This window comes from Serratia sp. TSA_105.2 (genome assembly GCF_052692115.1).
The window spans coordinates 953655-973151 of the sequence record NZ_JBQZFT010000001.1 but is presented as its reverse complement, the minus strand read 5'-3'; the positions used below and the strand labels follow the sequence as shown (position 1 = coordinate 973151).

21 protein-coding genes are annotated in these 19497 nt (G+C 60.5%); 8 read left to right on the top strand and 13 right to left on the bottom strand.

What is annotated here, in order from left to right; translation table 11 throughout:
- Positions 1-10: 10 nt before the first annotated feature.
- Both ACUTSC_RS04420 and ACUTSC_RS04415 read right to left on the bottom strand, forming a co-directional pair.
- Positions 11-397: a GFA family protein gene (locus ACUTSC_RS04420; protein WP_197767687.1), complete on the bottom strand. Its 387-nt coding sequence runs from the start codon at positions 395-397 to the stop codon at positions 11-13.
- A gap of 83 nt (positions 398-480) precedes the next feature.
- A complete protein-coding gene (locus ACUTSC_RS04415) occupies positions 481-1179 on the bottom strand; it encodes a DAPG hydrolase family protein (RefSeq protein ID WP_197750420.1) in 699 nt (232 codons plus the stop codon).
- Between the two features lie 93 nt (positions 1180-1272).
- Between ACUTSC_RS04415 and ACUTSC_RS04410 the strand changes: the two genes are divergently transcribed.
- The 3 genes from ACUTSC_RS04410 (at position 1273) to ACUTSC_RS04400 (ending at position 4100) form a co-directional block, all read left to right on the top strand.
- A complete protein-coding gene (locus tag ACUTSC_RS04410; RefSeq protein WP_197767688.1) occupies positions 1273-1938 on the top strand; it encodes a TetR family transcriptional regulator in 666 nt (221 codons plus the stop codon).
- A 60-nt stretch (positions 1939-1998) separates the two neighbouring features.
- A complete protein-coding gene (locus ACUTSC_RS04405; protein ID WP_033638269.1) occupies positions 1999-2910 on the top strand; it encodes a LysR family transcriptional regulator in 912 nt (303 codons plus the stop codon).
- Between the two features lie 167 nt (positions 2911-3077).
- Entirely contained in the window at positions 3078-4100 is a 1023-nt protein-coding gene (locus ACUTSC_RS04400) for an alcohol dehydrogenase catalytic domain-containing protein (protein WP_033638757.1), read from the top strand.
- A 64-nt stretch (positions 4101-4164) separates the two neighbouring features.
- Here ACUTSC_RS04400 and pckA read toward each other — a convergent pair whose 3' ends face one another.
- Positions 4165-5784 carry a phosphoenolpyruvate carboxykinase (ATP) gene (gene pckA / locus ACUTSC_RS04395; protein WP_174137079.1) on the bottom strand — a complete coding sequence of 540 codons (1620 nt, stop codon included), beginning with the start codon at positions 5782-5784 and terminating at the stop codon, positions 4165-4167.
- A 432-nt stretch (positions 5785-6216) separates the two neighbouring features.
- On the opposite strand from pckA, the gene ACUTSC_RS04390 reads away from it, so the two are divergent.
- On the top strand, positions 6217-7560 hold the full coding sequence (locus ACUTSC_RS04390; RefSeq protein ID WP_197767689.1) for a 2-hydroxycarboxylate transporter family protein: 1344 nt from the start codon (positions 6217-6219) through the stop codon (positions 7558-7560).
- 332 nt (positions 7561-7892) lie between these two features.
- Positions 7893-9311, top strand: a complete 1419-nt coding sequence (locus ACUTSC_RS04385) for a serralysin family metalloprotease (protein ID WP_197772965.1) — start codon at positions 7893-7895, stop codon at positions 9309-9311.
- A 146-nt stretch (positions 9312-9457) separates the two neighbouring features.
- Here the strand turns inward: ACUTSC_RS04385 and ACUTSC_RS04380 are convergent, their stop codons facing one another.
- Positions 9458-9667 carry a hypothetical protein gene (locus tag ACUTSC_RS04380; RefSeq protein ID WP_004931526.1) on the bottom strand — a complete coding sequence of 70 codons (210 nt, stop codon included), beginning with the start codon at positions 9665-9667 and terminating at the stop codon, positions 9458-9460.
- A 157-nt stretch (positions 9668-9824) separates the two neighbouring features.
- Between ACUTSC_RS04380 and ACUTSC_RS04375 the strand changes: the two genes are divergently transcribed.
- Positions 9825-9977, top strand: coding sequence for a hypothetical protein (locus ACUTSC_RS04375; RefSeq protein WP_197767691.1), 153 nt, complete (start codon positions 9825-9827; stop codon positions 9975-9977).
- Positions 9978-10015: 38 nt separating this feature from the next.
- Here the strand turns inward: ACUTSC_RS04375 and yniD are convergent, their stop codons facing one another.
- Positions 10016-10108, bottom strand: coding sequence for a small membrane protein YniD (gene yniD / locus ACUTSC_RS04370; RefSeq protein ID WP_016928013.1), 93 nt, complete (start codon positions 10106-10108; stop codon positions 10016-10018).
- A gap of 335 nt (positions 10109-10443) precedes the next feature.
- Between yniD and ACUTSC_RS04365 the strand changes: the two genes are divergently transcribed.
- Both ACUTSC_RS04365 and ACUTSC_RS04360 read left to right on the top strand, forming a co-directional pair.
- On the top strand, positions 10444-10836 hold the full coding sequence (locus tag ACUTSC_RS04365) for an ASCH domain-containing protein (protein WP_049295454.1): 393 nt from the start codon (positions 10444-10446) through the stop codon (positions 10834-10836).
- A gap of 4 nt (positions 10837-10840) precedes the next feature.
- Entirely contained in the window at positions 10841-11440 is a 600-nt protein-coding gene (locus ACUTSC_RS04360) for a hypothetical protein (RefSeq protein ID WP_197767692.1), read from the top strand.
- A gap of 55 nt (positions 11441-11495) precedes the next feature.
- Here ACUTSC_RS04360 and ACUTSC_RS04355 read toward each other — a convergent pair whose 3' ends face one another.
- The 8 genes from ACUTSC_RS04355 to rsmF all read right to left on the bottom strand — a co-directional run bounded on the left by ACUTSC_RS04355 (position 11496) and on the right by rsmF (position 19411).
- Positions 11496-11735, bottom strand: a complete 240-nt coding sequence (locus ACUTSC_RS04355; protein ID WP_063989654.1) for a DUF1480 family protein — start codon at positions 11733-11735, stop codon at positions 11496-11498.
- A 135-nt stretch (positions 11736-11870) separates the two neighbouring features.
- Positions 11871-12803 carry a Csu type fimbrial protein gene (locus tag ACUTSC_RS04350; RefSeq protein WP_063989655.1) on the bottom strand — a complete coding sequence of 311 codons (933 nt, stop codon included), beginning with the start codon at positions 12801-12803 and terminating at the stop codon, positions 11871-11873.
- Between the two features lie 20 nt (positions 12804-12823).
- Positions 12824-15244 (bottom strand): fimbria/pilus outer membrane usher protein, encoded by a 2421-nt coding sequence (locus tag ACUTSC_RS04345; protein ID WP_197767693.1) that lies wholly within the window; start codon positions 15242-15244, stop codon positions 12824-12826.
- 67 nt (positions 15245-15311) lie between these two features.
- Positions 15312-16076 carry a fimbria/pilus periplasmic chaperone gene (locus tag ACUTSC_RS04340; RefSeq protein ID WP_197767694.1) on the bottom strand — a complete coding sequence of 255 codons (765 nt, stop codon included), beginning with the start codon at positions 16074-16076 and terminating at the stop codon, positions 15312-15314.
- Between the two features lie 24 nt (positions 16077-16100).
- The gene (locus ACUTSC_RS04335) at positions 16101-16649 is read right to left on the bottom strand and encodes a spore coat protein U domain-containing protein (RefSeq protein WP_197767695.1); all 549 of its coding nucleotides are present in this window, start codon (positions 16647-16649) and stop codon (positions 16101-16103) included.
- 5 nt (positions 16650-16654) lie between these two features.
- Positions 16655-17158 (bottom strand): Csu type fimbrial protein, encoded by a 504-nt coding sequence (locus ACUTSC_RS04330; protein WP_025302583.1) that lies wholly within the window; start codon positions 17156-17158, stop codon positions 16655-16657.
- Positions 17159-17160: 2 nt separating this feature from the next.
- Positions 17161-17700: a Csu type fimbrial protein gene (locus ACUTSC_RS04325; protein WP_063989658.1), complete on the bottom strand. Its 540-nt coding sequence runs from the start codon at positions 17698-17700 to the stop codon at positions 17161-17163.
- Positions 17701-17974: 274 nt separating this feature from the next.
- Positions 17975-19411 carry a 16S rRNA (cytosine(1407)-C(5))-methyltransferase RsmF gene (rsmF, locus tag ACUTSC_RS04320; RefSeq protein WP_197767696.1) on the bottom strand — a complete coding sequence of 479 codons (1437 nt, stop codon included), beginning with the start codon at positions 19409-19411 and terminating at the stop codon, positions 17975-17977.
- Between the last annotated feature and the right edge of the window lie 86 nt (positions 19412-19497).

Below are 19497 nucleotides of genomic sequence, written 5' to 3'. Positions count from 1 at the left end.
TGTGAGGCGTTCAGCGCATGCCGTCGATACGCCACCATTCGGGGCAAACATCGGCGAACGCATGTGAGGTCGGGCACAGCTCCGGCAGATCGGCCCGATCGAAGCTGCCGGTGGCCAGCGCCACCGTCGGCTCGTCGTCGATCGCCCCCAGCGTGCTGCCGCAGCGCGGGCAAAAGGCGCGGCTGGAATAGGGTGAAGAACGGTAGAGTGTGGGTATGCCGCCCGGGCCGTTCCACTCGATGGCCTGACGCGGAAATTCGACCCAACAGAGCGTCGGCGCGCCGGAGTGGCGGCGGCAAAAATCGCAGGAACAGCTGTGCGGATTGCCAGGCAGGCCGTGCGCCTGAAAGCGAATATGCCCGCACAGGCAGCCGCCGCTATAGCAGGGGGTTTCCATGAGTTCTCCGTCATAAACGCGGGAATGGCGATGAAAATCACTATAGCGGCATCGCGAAAAATTAACAGGTCCCCGCTGACGTATTACCAGAGCAACGGCGCCGGTTCGCGGCCGTTTTCGGCGTAGTACAGCGACGGCAGGAACTGCGCCAGATAGCTGAACTCGTTGTAGCAGTGGCGCATCAGGTTAAAGCCGATGTCGTCCGGCAGCTCGTCGTGGGCGTTGGCGCAGGCTTTGCCCAGCAGGAAGCGGCTGCGCAGCACGCAGCCATAGGGCGTGTCGCGCACCAGGTGCAGCATCTCGCCGTCGCAGGGATCGCCGTTGTCATCCAGCGCCACCTGGTCACCGAAGCCGATGCGCGCGCAAACGGCGGCGGAAAGCGCCTGCGCGTCGCGTGCCTGGCGCAGCGGCTGCGGTGAGAAGAAGTCCTCGGCGGCGTGAAACTTGAGGCGCGCCGCGACCGGCGGCAGCTCCGCCAGCCATTCGACCGCCTCGATGCTGGCGCCGATGTAGCTTTCCCCCTTTTTCCAGTGGCGATCCCAGCCGCGGTGTTCGACGTGATCGTGCGGGTGCCACCAGTTGATATGCTGAGTCGTTTCGAAGAAGGTGAACCACCAGTCCAGCATGCGCCCTTTGCAGCCGTGCAGGTCGGTACGAACCGCCACGGTCAGCAGGCCGTCGGCGCTGCGGCTCAGCCCCATCTCCAGCCGCAGCGGTTCGGGCCTGAGCAACTCGTTGATATCGTTAACGCCCCACGGCGCCAGCAGGGAAGGATGTGTCATAATGGGTTCCTTTTTTATTTTGGAAACGAATTGTGTTTCCTAAATAAAGCTATGCCGCTATGCTGTGTCTGTCAACGCTTGTGAGGAATAAATATGGCGAACCCGAATGAAGAACCGCTGCGCGCTCGCGGCCGGCCGGCCACGCCGGAAACGGCGCTGCGCGCGGCGCTGGTTCAGGCGACGTTGGCGCTGTTGCTCGACGGCGGCTATGCCGCAGCAACGGTGGATGCGGTGGCGAAACGCGCCGGGGTGGCTAAAAAAACCCTGTATCGCTTTGCCGCCAACCGCGACGAGCTGGTGGCGCAGGCGGTAAGCGGTTGGACCGAGGCGTTTCAGCCGGCCTTCGCCCAGAATGCCGGGCAGCAGGCGGCGGTGGCGCCGCTGTTGGAAAAGGGGCTGCAGGCCATCGCGCAGCAGGTGCTGAGCGCCGAAGCTGTGGGCATGTTCCGGCTGCTGCAAAGTGAGTTTCCGGGGCGTGAGGCGCTGTTGGACAGCTACCAGCGCAACGGCATTCAGCGCGGCCGGGCGACGGTGGCGGACTGGCTATGGCGCCAGCAGCAGTGCGGGTGGCTGCGTGAGTGCGACTGGCCGCAAACCAGCGACCTGCTGTTGGCGATGGCCATCGCCGAACCGCTGCGGCAGATGACGCTGGGGATGTTGCCGCCGGGCAGCGCGATCGACGAGCGCATCGCGGCGGCGGTGGCGCTGGTCATGCCGGGTTTGCTGCGCGGGGAAAACGCGGATTGCGCCGCATTGTGAGCCGCATTCATCTGTGGCATGTTAATTGTTCAATTTATGTCACTGTTTTGCGATGCCCCCATGAATGCTGCTTACCCGTTCAAACAGGGCGATCTGTTCGCCTTGACCGTTTTTCTGGCCGTCGCCACCCATCGCAGCTTTCACGCGGCGGCGGTGGAACTGGAAGTGACGCCGTCGGCGGTCAGCCACTCGATAAAGGCTCTGGAGCGACGGCTCGGCGTCAGGCTGCTCAACCGCACCACGCGGAGCGTGGCGCCGACCGAAGCGGGTGAGCGCCTGGCGGAACAGCTGCGTCCGGCGCTGTCGTCCATTTCGCAAGCGTTGCACGAAGTGGATGAATGGCGCGCCACGCCCAGCGGCACGGTGCGCATCAATGCCAGCGAAGGCGCGGTCAGGCTGGTGTTGCGTCCGTTGCTGGCCGGTTTCCTGCGCGAACACCCCCATATCCATCTGGACATCGTCTGCGACGGGAAGCTGAGTGATATCGTCGCCGAGGGGTTTGATGCCGGCATCCGGCTGGCGGAAGCCGTGCCGCAGGACATGATCGCGATGCGCGTCAGCCCGCCAGTGCGTTTCGTCGTCATTGCCGCGCCCGGCTATTTCGCCGCCCGCGGCCGCCCGGCAACGCCACAGGATCTGCTGCACCATAACTGCATCCGCTTTCGCTTCGACAGCGGCACGATTTACCGCTGGGAATTCGAACGCGATGGCGTGAGCGAGTCGATCGGCGTGACCGGTTCGCTGACGCTGACCGATCAGCCGCTGATGGTGGACGCCGCCATTGACGGTATCGGTATCGCTTTCGTGCCTGAGCATTTGGCGCTTGAAGCGCTGCACGACGGGCGTCTGGAGCGTGCGCTGGACGCATGGTGTCCGGCTTATCCGGGATTGTGCCTCTACTACTCCGGCCATCGCCACGTTTCAGGCGCGCTGAAGGCGTTGATCGGGTATTTGCGCGCGGCGCAGTCCTGATGCGTGCGAGTTCTGCTTTTGACTGCGCCAATTAGTGAGCCGCATTCATCTCTACAGTGAGCTTTGCCTGCATTGTTGTGGCGTAGAGCCTGCCTTACGCTCATGAGGAGACGCCGGGCAATCGCCGGGCGCCACAATGCAGCGAGGCGTTGATGATGGAAAAGAAGATGAAAGCGGTGGTTATGACCGGCGCCAACCGGCCCTGGGAAGTTAAGCTGGTGCCGATGCCCCGTGCAGAGCCGGGTCAGGTTCTGGTCAAAGTGCACGCCTCGGGCATGTGCTATACCGACGTATGGGCGACGCAAGGATATGGCGGCGATATTTACCCGCAAACGCCCGGTCATGAAGTGGTGGGGGAAGTCATTGAGGTGGGCGCCGGCGTGCATACGCGGCAGATTGGCGATCGCGTCGGCACCACTTGGGTACAATCGTCCTGCGGCCGTTGCCCGTATTGCCGCGAGAGCCGGCCGCTGACCGGGCAAACGGCGATGAACTGCCCGGCGCCGCGCACCACCGGTTTTTCTGCCCAGGGCGGTCACGCCGAATATATCGCCATCGCCGCCGAAGGTACGGTGTTATTGCCGGATGGGTTGTCCTACACCGATGCCGCACCGATGATGTGCGCAGGCTACACCACCTGGAGCGGGCTGCGTGATGCTGCGCCGCAACCGCATGAAACTGTCGCGGTGTTGGGCATCGGCGGGCTGGGGCACGTCGCGTTGCAGCTCTCCAAAGCCTGTGGTTTCGACACGGTGGCGATCACCCACTCACCGGACAAACATGCGCTGGCGAAGCAACTGGGCGCCGATCGCATCTTCGTTTCCGGCCAGGCGCTGCGGGAGAGCGGCGGCGCGGACATTCTGTTGGTGACCACCAATGACTTCGACTCCGCACAGGAGGCGATGAGTGGCTTGCGGGTCGATGGCCGCGTCGTGCTGTGTGGGCTGGACTTCAGCAAACCGTTCGCGATCTCTTCCGAAGGTGTGCCGTTCCATATGATGCGTCAGCGGGTGATCGGTTCCACCCATGGCGGGCAGCAATACCTGAGTGAAGTGCTGAACCTGGCGGCGAGAGGCAAAGTGAAGCCGATGATCGAGACTTTCACGCTGGATCAAGCCACGGAGGCTTATGAGCGGCTCGCCTCTGGCAACATGCGTTTTCGCGGCGTTTTCGTGCCGTCGGCGGCGTGAGACAAGGGCCGAGGGTTCAGCCCTTGCAGACAGGTATGAAGGGCGCCGCGGCGCCCTGGTTGTTTTACAGTTTAGGCCCGGCGTTCACCAGTTTTTCGCCCGCCGGGGTGACGGTATATTTGGCGAAGTTATCGATAAAGCGCTGTGCCAGATCCTGCGCCTTCTCCTGCCACAGCGATTCGTCGGCGTAGGTTTTGCGCGGATCGAGAATCGACGGATCGACCCCCGGCAGCGCGGTCGGCACGTCCAGCCCGAAGATTGGCAGCGTGAAGGTCTCGGCCTGCTCAATGTCGCCATTCAGAATGGCATCGATAATGCCGCGCGTATCCTTGATCGAAATACGTTTGCCGCTGCCGTTCCAGCCGGTGTTGACCAGATAAGCCTGGGCGCCGGCGGCCTCCATGCGTTTCACCAGCACTTCGGCGTACTGCGTCGGGTGCAGCGTCAGGAACGCGGCGCCGAAGCAGGCGGAGAAGGTCGGCGTCGGCGCGGTGATGCCGCGCTCGGTGCCGGCCAGCTTGGCGGTGAAACCGGACAGGAAGTGGTACTGGGTCTGCTCAGGCGTCAGGCGCGATACCGGTGGCAGTACGCCGAAGGCGTCGGCGGTCAGGAAGATGATCTTGCGCGCATGGCCGGCTTTGGACACCGGTTTGACGATGTTCTCGATGTGATAAATCGGGTAAGAGACGCGGGTGTTCTCGGTCTTGCTGGCGTCGTCGAAGTCGATGCTGCCGTCGGCCAGCACGGTGACGTTTTCCAGCAGCGCATCGCGGCGGATCGCCTGATAGATTTCCGGCTCCGCCTGCGGCGACAGCTTGATGGTCTTGGCGTAGCAGCCGCCTTCGAAGTTGAACACGCCGTCGTCGTCCCAGCCGTGCTCGTCATCGCCGATCAGCTGGCGCTTCGGATCGGTGGAGAGGGTGGTTTTGCCGGTGCCGGACAGGCCGAAGAACACCGCCACGTCGCCTTGCTCACCGACGTTGGCCGAGCAGTGCATCGAGGCGATGCCCTTCAGCGGCAGCAGGTAGTTCATGATCGAGAACAGGCCTTTCTTCATCTCGCCGCCGTACCAGGTGCCGCCGATCAGCTGCATGCGTTCCGTCAGGTTGAAGGCAACGAAGTTCTCCGAATGCAGCCCTTGCTGCTGCCAGTCAGGGTTGGTGCATTTGGCGCCGTTCATCACCACGAAGTCCGGCTCGAAGTCCGCCAGTTCGGCGTCGCTTGGGCGGATAAACATGTTTTTCACGAAGTGCGCCTGCCAGGCCACCTCGGTGATGAAGCGCACTTTCAGGCGCGTGTCGGCGTTGGCGCCGCAGAACGCGTCCACTACGAACAAACGCTTGCCGGAGAGCTGGTTGCCCACCAACGTCTTCAGATGCTGCCAGACTTCCGGGGAGAGCGGCTGGTTGTCATTTTTGCCGGTGCCGTTGTCCGACCACCAGACGGTATCGCGCGTGGTGTCGTCGCGCACGATGTATTTGTCCTTCGGCGAACGGCCGGTGAATTCACCGGTCGCGACGTTGACCGCACCCAACTGGGTGAGGGTGCCGCGTTCCAGCGGCGGCAGGTCGGCGCGGGTCTCTTCGGCGAACAGTAATTCATAGCTGGGGTTATAGACGACGTCGGCGGCCTGATGAATGCCGTAGCGAGCGAGGGTTTGTGGGGTAACAGCGCGTGAAGACATATTCTACTTCCTTATGAGTCATATTATGCCTCTTTCCCGTGCGGTGCCGCGCGCAGGATTAAGGTTCGGATCAAGCTGACCGGATTCAGCTAATGCGTTTCCGGTTCTTTATTAATAAAGCAGGGGGCTTTTTCGCCCTCCTATAGCATAGCAGCGAATTTAAACCCGATTACTTTAATTACAAAATGCTGACGATAATTAATTAAAACTAACCTTGGCGGAGGGTCACAATATTAAATTCCGCCGGCGTAATTTAGTTTTGCATTTTTATTTTTTATCATATCGTCAGAGCTGTCTACTGTTTTATTTCTTATTAGAAAAAGCGAAATCCACAATAGGGTTTTTCGTAATCATTTGTTTTTGCTTGGCTATGGCAGGATCGTTGCGCCAGGTGAATCTAACCGTACTGTACGCTTGTCAGCAGGGTGAATAATGAAACAGATAAATGCAGAACTGGCCTGTGATAAAAATACGGCATCGTCCGAATCCTCAGGATTAATTAATCAACTTCGTCAAATAGATATCGGTGCGGTACCGATCGCGTTGTTTATCACGATTTGCGCGATCGTGGCGATTTCCGCCTATGCCAACTTCCTGCCGAAGAATATGATCGGCGGCCTGGCGGTGATAATGACGCTGGGCTTTGCGCTGGCGCAGTTGGGAAAAAGCATTCCCGTGCTGCGCGATATCGGCGGGCCGGCCATTCTGTGCTTGATGGTGCCGTCGGTGCTGGTCTATTTCAATGTCTTCCAGCCTAACGTCATGGGCACCGTCCATTTGCTGATGAAAGACGCCAACCTGCTGTATTTCGTCATCGCCAGTCTGGTGGTCGGCAGCATTCTCGGCATGAACCGGGTGATCCTGATCCAGGGGATGATTCGCATGTTCGTGCCCTTGGTGGTCGGTACGGTGACGGCGGTGATCACCGGGCTGCTGGTGGGCAAGCTGTTCGGTTTTACCTTCTATCACACCTTCTTCTTCATCATCGTGCCAATCATCGGCGGCGGCATCGGCGAGGGGATTTTACCGCTGTCGCTGGCCTATTCGGCGATCCTGGGAGCAACGCCGGACGTCTACGTTGCGCAGCTGGCGCCGGCGGCGGTGCTGGGCAATATCTTCGCCATCGTGACCGCAGGGGTGCTGGCTCGCATCGGCATGCAGCGCAAGGCACTGAGCGGCGACGGCATGCTGATCCGCTCGGCGCAGGAGAACGCGATGTTCGCCATCAAGGAGCAAAGTGGCAACGTCGATTTCCAACTGATGGGCGGCGGGCTGCTGGTGATCTGCGCCTTCTTTATCGTCGGCGGCCTGTTCGAACACATCGTGCATATTCCCGGCCCGGTGCTGATGATCCTGTTTGCGGTGCTGTGCAAGTACTGCCGGGTGATCCCGGCTTCGATGGAAACCGGCGCGCACAGTTTCTACAAGTTCGTCTCCACCGCGCTGGTGTGGCCGTTGATGATCGGTCTGGGCATGCTGTACGTGCCGCTGGAAAGCGTGGTGGCGGTGTTTTCGGTCGGTTATGTGGTGGTCTGCGGCGCGGTGGTGCTGTCGATGGGGCTGGTCAGTTTCCTGATTGCGCCTTACCTGAAGATGTTCCCGGTGGAAGCGGCGATCGTCACCTGTTGTCACAGCGGCCTGGGCGGCACCGGTGACGTGGCGATCCTGTCGGCGTCGAACCGCATGGGGCTGATGCCGTTCGCCCAAATCGCCACGCGCATCGGCGGCGCATCCACGGTCATCGGCGCGACGCTGCTGCTCGGTTGGTTAGTCTGAGTCCAGAATTTCTTATGGATAGCCGGGGTTGGATTGCCCCGGTTTTTTTATGCGTTTTTTCCGCTTATCGTGATAATGCTGATGATTACCTTGAAAATCATTCGTATGGTGCAAATGCATAGCCGTACTTTATCTAAGAAAATTCTGTACTCGGCGAAAATGTGTCTATTCTTTTCTCTTAAGGGATTATCGTTCTCATTCAGAGTGCCGAGGGAAGGCGCCACCGCATTACCGATATCCCCGTATTGATTCAACACCGGGCCGCTGCCGTTCAGGCAATCCGCCAGTTGGGGCATCCCCCCGATTGAATTGACGAATATGGAGATAAGGTTATGTCATCAAGCAATGCTTCCGTTAAGGCCGAAGGCGTATTAGCCTTGTTGGGCGCTTATAAACCCGATGAAGACGACACCATTACCGTGCTTCACCCGTCGAAAACGTTCGAAAACGCCGGCCTGGAGCTGGTGCGCGGCGATCGCAGTTGGCACGACAAGGGCGTGACCGACACGCCGGTCTCCCTGACCTTCAGCTTCTGGGAAAAGGCGCCGAGCAACATGTCGAGCATGGGCATCAGCGGCTTCAGCAGCTTCAATGCCGAACAGCGTGAGCAGGCCAAACTGTCGTTGCAGTCATGGTCCGACGTGGCCAATATCACCTTTACCGAAACCAGCAACACCGCCGCCGCCAATATTAAATTCGGCCTGTTCGACTACAGCTCGCGCGGCTCCTATGCCTTTGCGTATAACCCGGACACCTCGCCTTCGGTTGCCGGGCAAACCTGGTATAACGCCAAGAACCACACCTTCGTCAACAACCAGATCCATGAGAACGAGTACGGCCGCCAGACCTTCACCCATGAAATCGGCCATGCGCTGGGGCTGCAGCATCCGGGCGACTATAACGCCGCGCCGGGCGTCAGCATCACCTACGGCAAGGACGCAACCTATTTCGAGGACAGCCGCGCCCACAGCGTGATGAGCTATTTCAGTGAAAGCAACACCGGGCAGGACTTTAAAGGCGCTTACTCTTCCGGGCCGCTGCTCAACGACATCACGGCGATCCAGCACTTCTACGGCGCCAACATGAACACCCGCACCGGCGATACGATCTACGGTTTCAATTCCAATACCGATCGCGACTTCCTCACCGCCACCGGCGCGCAGGACAAGATTGTCTTCACCGCCTGGGATGCCGGCGGTAACGACACCTTCGACTTCTCCGGCTTCGGCCAGAATCAGCGCATCAACCTGAATGAAAAAGCGTTTTCGGACGTTGGCGGCCTGAAAGGCAACGTGTCTATCGCCGCGGGCGTGACGATTGAAAACGCCATCGGCGGATCGGGCAACGATGTGCTGGTGGGCAACGCCGCCGATAACGTGCTCAAGGGCGGCGCGGGCGATGATGTGCTGTACGGCGGTAAAGGGGCGGATCAGCTGTGGGGCGGCGCCGGCAAGGACACCTTCGTCTATTTCGCGGCGGATGAATCGACGGCGGCGGCGCCGGATTGGATCCGCGACTTCGTGCGCGGTGAAGACAAGATTGATCTGACGCTGTTCAACACCGGAAGCGCCGACGGCATTCGCTTCGTCGATCAGTTCAGCGGCAAGGCGGGTGAAGCGATGCTGAGCTATGACGCGCAAAATCACGTCAGCGACGTGGCGATCAACCTGGGCGGCGCCTTTGGCGGCAGCGATTTCCTGGTGAAAGTGGTGGGGCAGCCGCTGGATGCCGGCGATTTCGTGCTGGCGTAATGCAGGCAACAAAAATAGGGCGTTTGGGGTAAAAACCCGACAATTCCTATTAATTACGTCATATTAGCGTGACATAGTAGCGCGCAGAAGGCCGGGCTTGCATACCTCGGGCTTCTGTCGGATCGCCAACCTTTTCGGTTGGCGATTCATTTACCGCCTTTCAGCATGTTGATGGCGGCGCCGAGCAGGATGCGCCGTTCGATATCGTTGCTGTCCGCCAATTGCCGCGCCAGATGTTTTTCCAGCGTTTCCACCGACAGCGCTTCGCCACGATGGCGCAGCTGCATCACGCCGTCGCCGATCAGGCGTGCGACCTCATCCCATACCGGTTTAATCTCCTGTTCCGAGAACGTCATGGCCTACCTCGGTTGGTTGATTTTTGCCCAATGTAGCAGCTGAACTGCGGCTTCGCTACCGGCTGCCTAAAACAGGAAGCATAAAAAACAAGCCATCAGTATTTCTTCTGGTTTTTACGCTCAATACTTGCGGTGTCGAAAAGCAGGAGAAAACATCATGAACTGGGTCGAAACCTTGGCGGAGTACTACCGCCTGAGCCGCACGGGTGAAGCGCAGCATTGGCTGTGCCGCCGGTGGTTACCGCAGGGAGAGGCGCGTTTGGCCTATTTGCGGGAGCTACTGGAGCCGACCGCGCCGCGGCGGCGGTGAACAGGGCGCCGGCGCTTGGCCGGCGTCGTTTCGCGAGATTAACCGAAGGCGATCGCCGCCCAACGCAACAGCAGCAACGCCAGGCAGATCAGCAGCAACACCACCACCATTTTACTGAGTTTGTTGCCCATGCGTTTTGTTGCCACGTTGCCCCCTTAACTGAAGTACCACCCGCCGACGAGAGCGATGAGGAAAAGCGTCACCAGGGCGACGCCGTTGAGTAAATCGCTGAAGGTATCGTCAGCATCGATGTCGTTTTGCCGCATGTTGCCGCCTGGCGGTTGCCATTGGGTGAATAATGTCCACAGTATGCGCCCGGCAGCGCGGCAGGCACAGCGAAGAACGGTAAAAACGCGTAAAGGCGGCGGTGGCGGAACGCGCAGTCGCGCTTGCGACGGATGCAGACGGCCGGCAATACGTTGTACTATCCTGTCTGCATTGATGCATTTTTTCTAAAGGTATAATCATGGCGACGGCAATTCCACAGAAATACGAGCACCTTGAGCGCTGGGCGTTCGGCGATACCGAGCAGCAGGCCGATGAAGTGGTGCAATTGATCCTCAATGGCACCAAAACGGCCACCTGTTCCAACCTGGACGGCGAAGGGATCCCGCAGGCCGGCGATCTGTTCCTGGTGGTGGACGGCAAGGGTGAACCGGTCTGCGCGGTTGAACTGACCGCGGTGGAAATGAAAACGTACGATCAGGTCGATGAAGCGCACGCCTTTGCCGAAGGCGAGGGCGATCGTTCGCTGGCGCATTGGCGCAAAGAGCTGCAGCGCTTCTTCGAAGAGTACGATCTGTTCTCGCCGGACATGACGCTGGTGCTGATGAATTTCAACGTCGTCGACAAGTTCTAAACGGATGCGCGCCGTTCCCTACGAATGCCAGTGGGCAAGCCCGGAGCTGGCCGCCGAACTGATCGCCGGCCGCATGACGCTGGCGCAAGACGAGCATTGGGCGCGCAGCGGCGCCCGCGATCGGGCGGAGTACGTCGAGTGGGCCAACCACGTGTGCGGCATGGCCTGCCTGAAAATGGTGCTGGGCCACCGCGACGGCGAAGCGCCGCCGCTGCTTGAGCTGGCGCGGCGCAGCCTGCCTTACGGCGCCTATGTGCGCGAGGGGGAACGGATCAAAGGGCTGATTTACGCGCCGTTCGTCGAGTACGTGCGCGAACAGTTTGCGCTGCAAGCGGAGGTGAAGGTGGGGCTGGAGGCCGCTGACGTGCCGGCGCTGCTTAGCGAATACCGCTACTTTATCGCCTCGGTGCATCCCTCCATTCGCCGGCCCGAGAGCCTGCCGCCGCAGCGGGGTGGGCATCTGGTGCTGATCACCGCCGCCGATACGCAAAGCGTGACCTTTCACAACCCTTCGGGCGACAGCCCGGCGACGCGCGAACGGGTACAGCTGCCGCTCAACCGCTTCGCCCCTTTCTTTGCCGGCCGCGGCATCGCCATCGCATAAAAAAACGCGCTGTTTCCGATGAAAACAGCGCGTCGTCAGCAGTTCTGATGCATTTTCATGCCAGCCGCATCACCCAGGCGTCCGACTGCCGGTCGTAGTGCTGCTTGTACAGCAGCGACTGTTTGCCGTCGAGGATCGCCGGAATGCTGGTGTGTTCATCCCAGCCGTCCAGTTGCATGCACAGATCCGGATCGGACTTGCAGGGAATGCTCAGGGTGCCGGCACGATCGGCGCCGGCGTGAAGATGCGCGTCATCGACCTCGAAGCTGCCAATTTTTACGACGGTTTTGCTCATGGGAACTCCTTGCTCAATGGTGTGGTAGGAGGTTGGACCAGTAAGGCCATCGGTATGAGCATAGCCAAGTGAGCAAAAAATGCCACATAAAAATTACATTTTGGAAACAATTTCCACGACGGCGAAGCACCGTGTCTAGTACTCCACCACAAAACTGAGGTTGTCTTGATAGCTGCCGACCGCCACTTCCGTCTGCGCCGCATTGACCGCCGCCTTATACGGGATGCTTTGCGCCAGCCCGGTGCCGGCGCCGCTCTGTTTGTTGGTGCTATCCCAAACGGTCGTCGTATTAGGCAAGTAAATCTGGTACTGCATGAAATTGCTGGTGCCGCTTTTCATCCGCCGCCAACCGGTGACCGGGTTATTGCCGTTGGTGAAATAGGTGTTGTATCCCTCGGTTTTGGTGCAGGTCAGGGTGATGCTCTGATTGACAGGATTGAACTGCCCGACCAACGCCATGCTGCCAAAGTTGACGTTGGGGGCGGTGCCGATCAGGCAGTCTTTGGTGATCGCCACGGTGACGGTGACGGTGCTGGCCTGGTTCACACCGTCCCACCAGATGCACAGCCCGATCAGGCCCAGGCCACAGATATGGTAGTTCCAGATCAGGTTGATGCTGTCGGTATAGGTGCCTGCGCGCACGTTGGCGCCGGCGGTGGTTTTGATATACAGCGGAAAGTTGACGTTGGAGGAAATCAGGATCAGCGACAGCAGGTTCAGCGAGCTGTAGTCGATGGTTTGGCCGATGCTGTAGGGATATTGGTAGTTGGCGTCGGGATAGATCAGGTAAGCGATTTTATCGCCGGAACCGTCGGTGTTGGCGACCGCCATATTATTGGTGGTGGAGGCGATCTTGACCGTAACGGTGTTTTGCGTGAGCAAACTGAGCCCGAGCCCGGTGCAATTGAGGCCGGCAGTGCCCTGGGCGTTAATCTGCCCGTTGTAGACCACGAAAGAGCTGCTCCCCGGTAAGGTGACGGTGCCGTTGGTGGTGGCGCAGTCGGCGAATGCGCGCTGACAGATCAGCAGCAAGAGGGTTAACAATAAGGCTTTCAATCCCCGAAACATAGTGACTCTCCGTCGTTGAATTAGCGGCAGACAACCGGGCCGACGCGCTGGATGCCCTGAGGCTTAGCCAGGCTGAATTCCGCCTGGCACGGCGGGCCGCCGTCGGCCGGGATCACGCTCAGGCGATTGTGTTGTTGCACCGGGTCGATATAGGTCATGCCATCCCAACCCACATAGCTCTGTTGATTGCCGCCAACCACCGCCACCTGGCTGCCGTTGGCCAACGGTTTGCCTTGCTTGTCAACCAGTTCGACGTCGGCGGCAGAGATGGGTTGAATAGGGAACTCAACCAGAAAACCGCTGTGATCGCGAATGGCGACGGTTTTCTCCACCGTCGGCAGCGCGACGTCGGCGGGTAGGCTGAGCGGATCAATCTGGAATTTCGCATGGTAGTAAGAGGTGACGGTCGGCACCAGTAAATAGCCCTGGGCATCGGTCCTGCCGATCGGCTGGTTCTCATAGCTTACCGGAATGTCGGCGTATCCTTGCGTGGACACCAGCGCAAAGGCGTCGTTGATGGTGTTGGTGGCGTACACGCCGCCGTTCATCGCCACCAGCGAACCGCTGATTTCTCCCCAGTGGTTGGTCTCATCGCGGGTGCCGTATACGCCCGCTCGGGCTTCGAGCCTGCGGGTGCGCCAGGTCAGATCCGCCTGGCGGTAATCGCCGCCGCTCGGGTTGTTGGCGTAGGCCAGATTCCAGCCGAAACCGCCATCGGTCGGCGCGGCGCGGCTGTAGCTGACGCGTTCGCTCCAGCGGTTGTTGCTGTCGCGCGCGGCGCTGAGGCTGGCGGTGCCCCAACTGTCGAACGGAATGGTGAGCTGCAGTTGGGCGCTGTAACCGCAGCTGCCGATTTCCCGGTTCAGCGAGGCGTACAGGCTGCTGTTGCGCCAAAGCGACACACTGTAGGACAGGTTCACCAGGCGGGTTCGTTGGGCAATGGCGTCGCGAACGTCAAAATAACCGGCGCCGAGGCTGCCGAGCCGGCCCAGGCTGACGCTGCCGGTTAACTGATCGGTGCGACGGCTCAGACGGTAGTCGCTTTTATACACGGAAATGTCGCCAAAATCGGCGCTGCGCAGAATGCGTTGCGCGTTGAGGCTGAAACGTTGGTTGCTGTAGGTGTAGCCAAAACTGCTCTGATCGCCGTGATTGCCGGTGTAGCGATAGACGGGCTGGGGATCCGGCTGTTGCAACGGTCTGCCGGTCAGCGGGTCGTAATAGGTGGGGGATTGTATCGGCCGGCCGCCGTTAAACGCCTCGTCGCCCGCCTGGCTGACGCTGTAGGACGCGTTGAGAACCCCCCATTGCCCGACGCGAATGTCGGCGCCGCCGCCGCCGACTGCCAATTCGGCGGCGCCTTCGGCGCGTCCTTCCAGGGTTAACCAATCAGTGACGCCGTAACGTAAGCTGGCGCTGCCTACCCATTGCCCGTAATCGGCAGAATTCAACCCGTAGTTGCGCCGCAGCAAGCCGGTGGAAATGCTGAAATCGCTCATGCCGGTCTGCAGCAGGTTACTGGCCACGTAGAACGGTACCGTGGTACTGACCTGGCGGCCGAGGGCGTCGGTGGTGACGACGGTGGCCTGACCCGCGCCGTTAATGTAGGGCACGCTGTTGAGGGTGAATGGCCCGGGATTGATGTTGGTGGTGCTGTTTTTATAGCTGTTGATGTATAAATCGACGCTGCTGGGCAATGCCGCCTGGCCGGAAAACTGTGGCAGCGGGTAGGTGATAAGATCCGGGCGCACCGCGAAATTGCGCGCCAATTGCAAGCCGCCGATGCGCACGGCGCTGCTCCAGGGGAGCGAGCCGGTGGTAAGGTCTCCGGCGATCACACTCAGCATCCGCTGGTCATCGTTGAAACGCCAGTAGCTGTCGTACCGAATATAGCGGCCGCCATCGTCGTTTGGCCCGCCGTTAAACCCGCTGCGGTAGATGCCAGTGTTGGCGATGACGCCGAACCCGTCGAACAACCGCTGCTCGCTCCACGCCGATAGGTAGCCCGGCCGGCCATTGCCGTTGCTTTGGCTGGCATAGATGTCGTAGTTGAACAGCAAACCCAGGCTGCTTTGCGCCGGCAAGCGCTGCAACGGTGAATGGGCGCCGATGGTTTGCTGCGGCAACCAGTCGTTGGGCACGTTGATCAGCAACTGCTGGTTCTCGCCGCTGTAGCTGACATCCACCTTCTCCAGCCGATCGACGGCGATTTCTTTCGCCTGTTTATCCGCTACCGGCAGCCCGGCATCGAGCAGTTGCCGGGGCGTCATGTAGTAATGGCCGCCGCGGTAGTTGACGGGCACGACGTTGCCGGTTTGGCGCCCGTTGACGACCGGCTCCAGATACAGCGTGGTGTCCGGCATGCTGACGGCGCGGGGCGGCGGCGGCAGATCGTCACCGAGCGCAAACGGCAGCCAGCCGCCGGCCGCCATGCTCAGCATGGCAAACGCCAGCGGCCTAAGGCTGAAGCGCCGCGTCGATAGCCTCCCTGTCGGCTGCACCTGGGCCTCAATAAGACGGAATGGCTACGGGCTGTTTGTTGTCATTGACCGTGGCCATCAGCTTGCCGCTGCTGAAACCGCCGGCGGGCGGCAAGGCGAAGCGCATCTGCGAACCGGGCAGCACGTATCCCATCAGGCCGAGATTCAGGCTGCGGCCTTGCAGCGTCACTTTCGAAATACGGGCATGCACAGCGCCTTGATTTCGCACCTCCAGCCAGCGTTCGCTGCTTTGCTGCTGTAGACGATAGCTGAGTCGGGGTTGGCTGGCGGTCGCGTAATCGCGCGGTTTTTCGCTGTCCTGCTTGGTCCAAATGCCCTTGCCGCTGACGAACAGCGGCACCGAGTAGCGCATCTGGAATTTCAGCCCCATCTCCGCACCGCCGGGGGCGGCATCCGATGATTGTTCTTTCACCGGCACTTCATCGACCAAAATGCGGTAGGCGCGCTCCTGTCCCGCCGCCGGGGCCGACTGTTTGATCAGGCGTATCAGCTGGCGTTTGCCTGGCGCGATCGACGCCACCGGCGGGCTGGCGATCACGTCGCTTTGGTTGCTGTAATCGTCTTTGCCGGCGGTTTGCTGCCAACCCAACACGCGAATTTGCATATAGACCGGTTTGCTGTCGCGATTTTCCAGCCACAGCGCGGTGGCCTGCTGTTGATCTTCAATCACCGGATCGATCGGCCAGATGAGAATGGAAGCCGCGGCCAGGGCGTGCTGCTGGCTTGCCAGAAGCAAGGCTGCCGTTAACGGCAGACGGAAGGGTATGCGCATAACTCAATCCTTATTGCAAAAAACTTAATAAGTGACCGTCAACAAGACCGTATCGCTGTAAACGCCACTGGTGGGCAGGGTACTGGTCGAAAACAGACGGGCGTAAACCTTGATTTCTTGCGTGCTGCCGGTGGCTGCGACGGTCTGCGCCGCGCCGCCGTTGGCGCCATCTCCCCAAAGGGTGGCGTAGTTGCTGTCTTGATAAAGTTGATACAGCAGCGTTTCCGACGTGACGGCGTTTTGTAATTTTCTGCCGCCGGCGATGGATCCGGTCACATGATTGCCGACGCCGAGGGCCAGCGTAACGCTCAGCCCCGGGTTGCAGCGAAACAGCACCGAGCCGGCGCCGCTGCTGGAGACGACGCTGACTGCGTTGCTCAGCGAGGACAGTTGGCCGAAGTTCAGGGTACCGAAGGTGGTCACGTCACTGACGCCGCTGCCTAATACGCAGCCTTTTACCACGGTTGCATTGACGGTGAACGGCTGGCTTTTGGTCAAGTCGTTGACGCCGGTATCGCTTTGGGCCGGCGAAAGCGACAGGCAAAACAGCAAACCGCAAATTGGAGCGCGCATCGTCATTACCAATTGATCGTGACCTGTACCGTATCGGTGTAGCTGCCTGTCGGGGGCGTGGACTGCGCCGGAATCATGCCATAGACCGGCAGCCAGTTGTCCGAACCGTTGGCGGTTTGTGACACGCCCGTCAGATTATCCCAAATGGTGCTGTGGGCGGCGTTGGTGTACAGGTTGTAATTCACCCGTTGGCCGGCCGCGCTTTGCAGGTAGCGGGCAGCGGTATTGCCGCTTTGCCCGCCGCCCAGCAGAACGCTGTAGCTGGTGCCGTTGGTGCATTTCACCCGAATGGCGCCGGCGTTTTGCTGCCCGGCGACGCTGGTTGCGGTGCTGAGAAAATACAGCGTGCCGAAATTCAGTGTGCCGAAGCTGACGTTGCCGCCTGAGCTGCTGCCGGCTTCACAAGCGCTGAGCAAGGTCGCGCTGACGCCAAGGGTCGCCGTTTTGCTGTCGGCCTGCGCCAACAGGCTGCACGCCCATAATCCGCAGCAGCAAAGCGCGCGCCGCACCGTTACCAGGTGACCGTCATCGTGACGGTATCGTTATAGGTGTCCGCCGCCGGGGTGGAACCGGCCGCCGGTACGCGGCCATACACGATCAGCGGAACGGCGGCGCCGGTACCGGTGCCGGTCAGCGCGTTGGCGCCGCTGCCCCAGGAGGTGGTGCGTGCGGCATCCTGGTAAAGGTTATAGCTGATGAATGCGCCTGCGGTGCTGGCCATGCGGCGTTGGGTGCCTGAAGTAACGTGGAGCCCGTTGTCCAGCGCCACCGTGTAGTCTGTGCCGGTGGTGCAGGTCAATGACAGCGTACCGGCCCCCCCTGCGCCGGTGGCGCTGGCGTCGATAATGTTGGCCAGTGAAGAGTAAGTGCCGAAGCTGATGGAGCCGAAGTCGTTGACGGAACCGCTGCTGTTGCCGCCCCCCACGACGCAACCGGCGCCGATGGTCAGCGTCACGCCTAACGTGCCTTGAATGGTGCCTGCTGCGTTAGCCGCGCCGTTGGCGCACAGCAGGGTTGCTACCGAGGTCAATGCCATCAGAGTTTTTTTCATCTTATATTCCTTGCCGTATGAGAGAAAGCCCGCAAAGACGCCACCCAGAGGTGGGTTGAACGTATTCATTTAGCTGCACTTTAATTAATAGAATAAGAATCGGGAATTGTCTTGATGAAAGCGAGAAACTTTTTATTCTCACCCCACGGCTGACGGGGCTTGTGGGCGAGGTATACCGATAAAGTGAAATGATTAGAATAATAACGAACGGCGATGGGAATATTATTAGCGTTATTTTATCGCCGGGGAGCTTCATTCCCCGGCGCGATATTGTTTACAGGTGGAAGTCCAGCGCGCCATCGCGCACCAGCTCGCGCGGCAGGTTGTTCTTGATGCGGCTGCCGATGCGCTTGGCGATGCCCAGCGGCTGGCCCTGGTAGGTGACGATGCATTCATCGCCGGCCGGCGGCTGCTCCGGGTAGAGATCGCGGCCGTGATACCACTCCTGCGCCAGCGCGGCGTCCAACTCGAAATGCGTTTTGCCGCCGGTGCCCGCGAGGGCGATCGCCGCTTCGTGTTGCCAGCGGAAACCTTTCGGGAAACGTTCCGCCAGCTTGAGGCCGATACGTGAGAAGCGCACCTTGCCGAACAGCGGTTCCAGCTCGGCCGGGAACAGCCAGAGTTCCTTGTCGCGCTCCCACAGCCGGCTGTCATCGCCCCAGGTTAAGCCGGATGCGGCGGCGGCTTGGGCGACCAGCGCCGCCTCTTTGCCGGACAGCGGGCTGAACGGGAATTTACCCACCTTGTAAGTCGGCTTCGCCAACGGTGCCACGGCGCGCTGTTTGCGCAGGCGGGCGACGAAAAATCCTTCGCTGTCGTAAATCTGCGGGAAGACGTGCAGAAAGCCTTCGGCGGTCAGCGCCTTGTCGGCGCCGGGGAACAGCGCACCCAGCGGCTCGACGCTGACCGCGTCGCCATAGGTATCCAGCAGCCAGTGCACCACCTGCTGGTTTTCCTGCGCATTGAGCGTGCAGGTGGAGTACACCATCACGCCGCCCGGCGCCAGCGCATGAAACGCGCTGTCGATCAGCTCGCGCTGGGTGGCGGCGATCTCGGCGACGCTGTCCGGCGACCAGTTGCTCATGGCGTCCGGATCTTTGCGTACCACGCCTTCGCCGGAGCAGGGGGCGTCGAGCAGAATGGCGTCGAAGCTCTCTGGCAGCGCGGCGCCGAACACCCGGCCGTCAAAGTGGGTCAGCGCGGTGTTCTTCACGCCACAGCGGCTGATATTGGCGTGCAGCACTTTCACCCGGCTGGCGGAGTATTCGTTGGCGACGATGCCGCCCTGGTTGCCCATCAACGCGGCGATCTGGGTGGTTTTGGAGCCCGGCGCCGCCGCCACGTCCAGCACCCGATTCGGTGCCGCGCCGCCCGCGAACAGCGCACTGACCGGCAGCATAGAACTGGCCTCCTGAATGTAGAACAGGCCGCTCAGGTGTTCGGCGGCGCTGCCCAGGCGCAGTTCTTCATCGTCGCGCTCGATCCAGAACCCTTCCGCGCACCAGGGAATGGGCTCCAGTCGCCAGTCGTAATCCTGCACTAGCGCCAGGAAGTCGGCGACGCTGATTTTCAGCGTGTTGACGCGCAGGCTGCGGCGCAGCGGGCGCTGGCAGGCGGCGATAAAATCGTCCATCGCCAGCTCGGCGGGCATGATGGCGCGGGTGGCGTCAAGGAAAGCGGGGGGCAGAAAAACGGCGGTGGATTTGGCCACGGGGCGAACTCTCAGGGTGCAATAAAGACAAGGGCGAGAGTTTATCACAAAGCGGAAAAAAACAGGGCCCGGCATGGCCAGGCCCT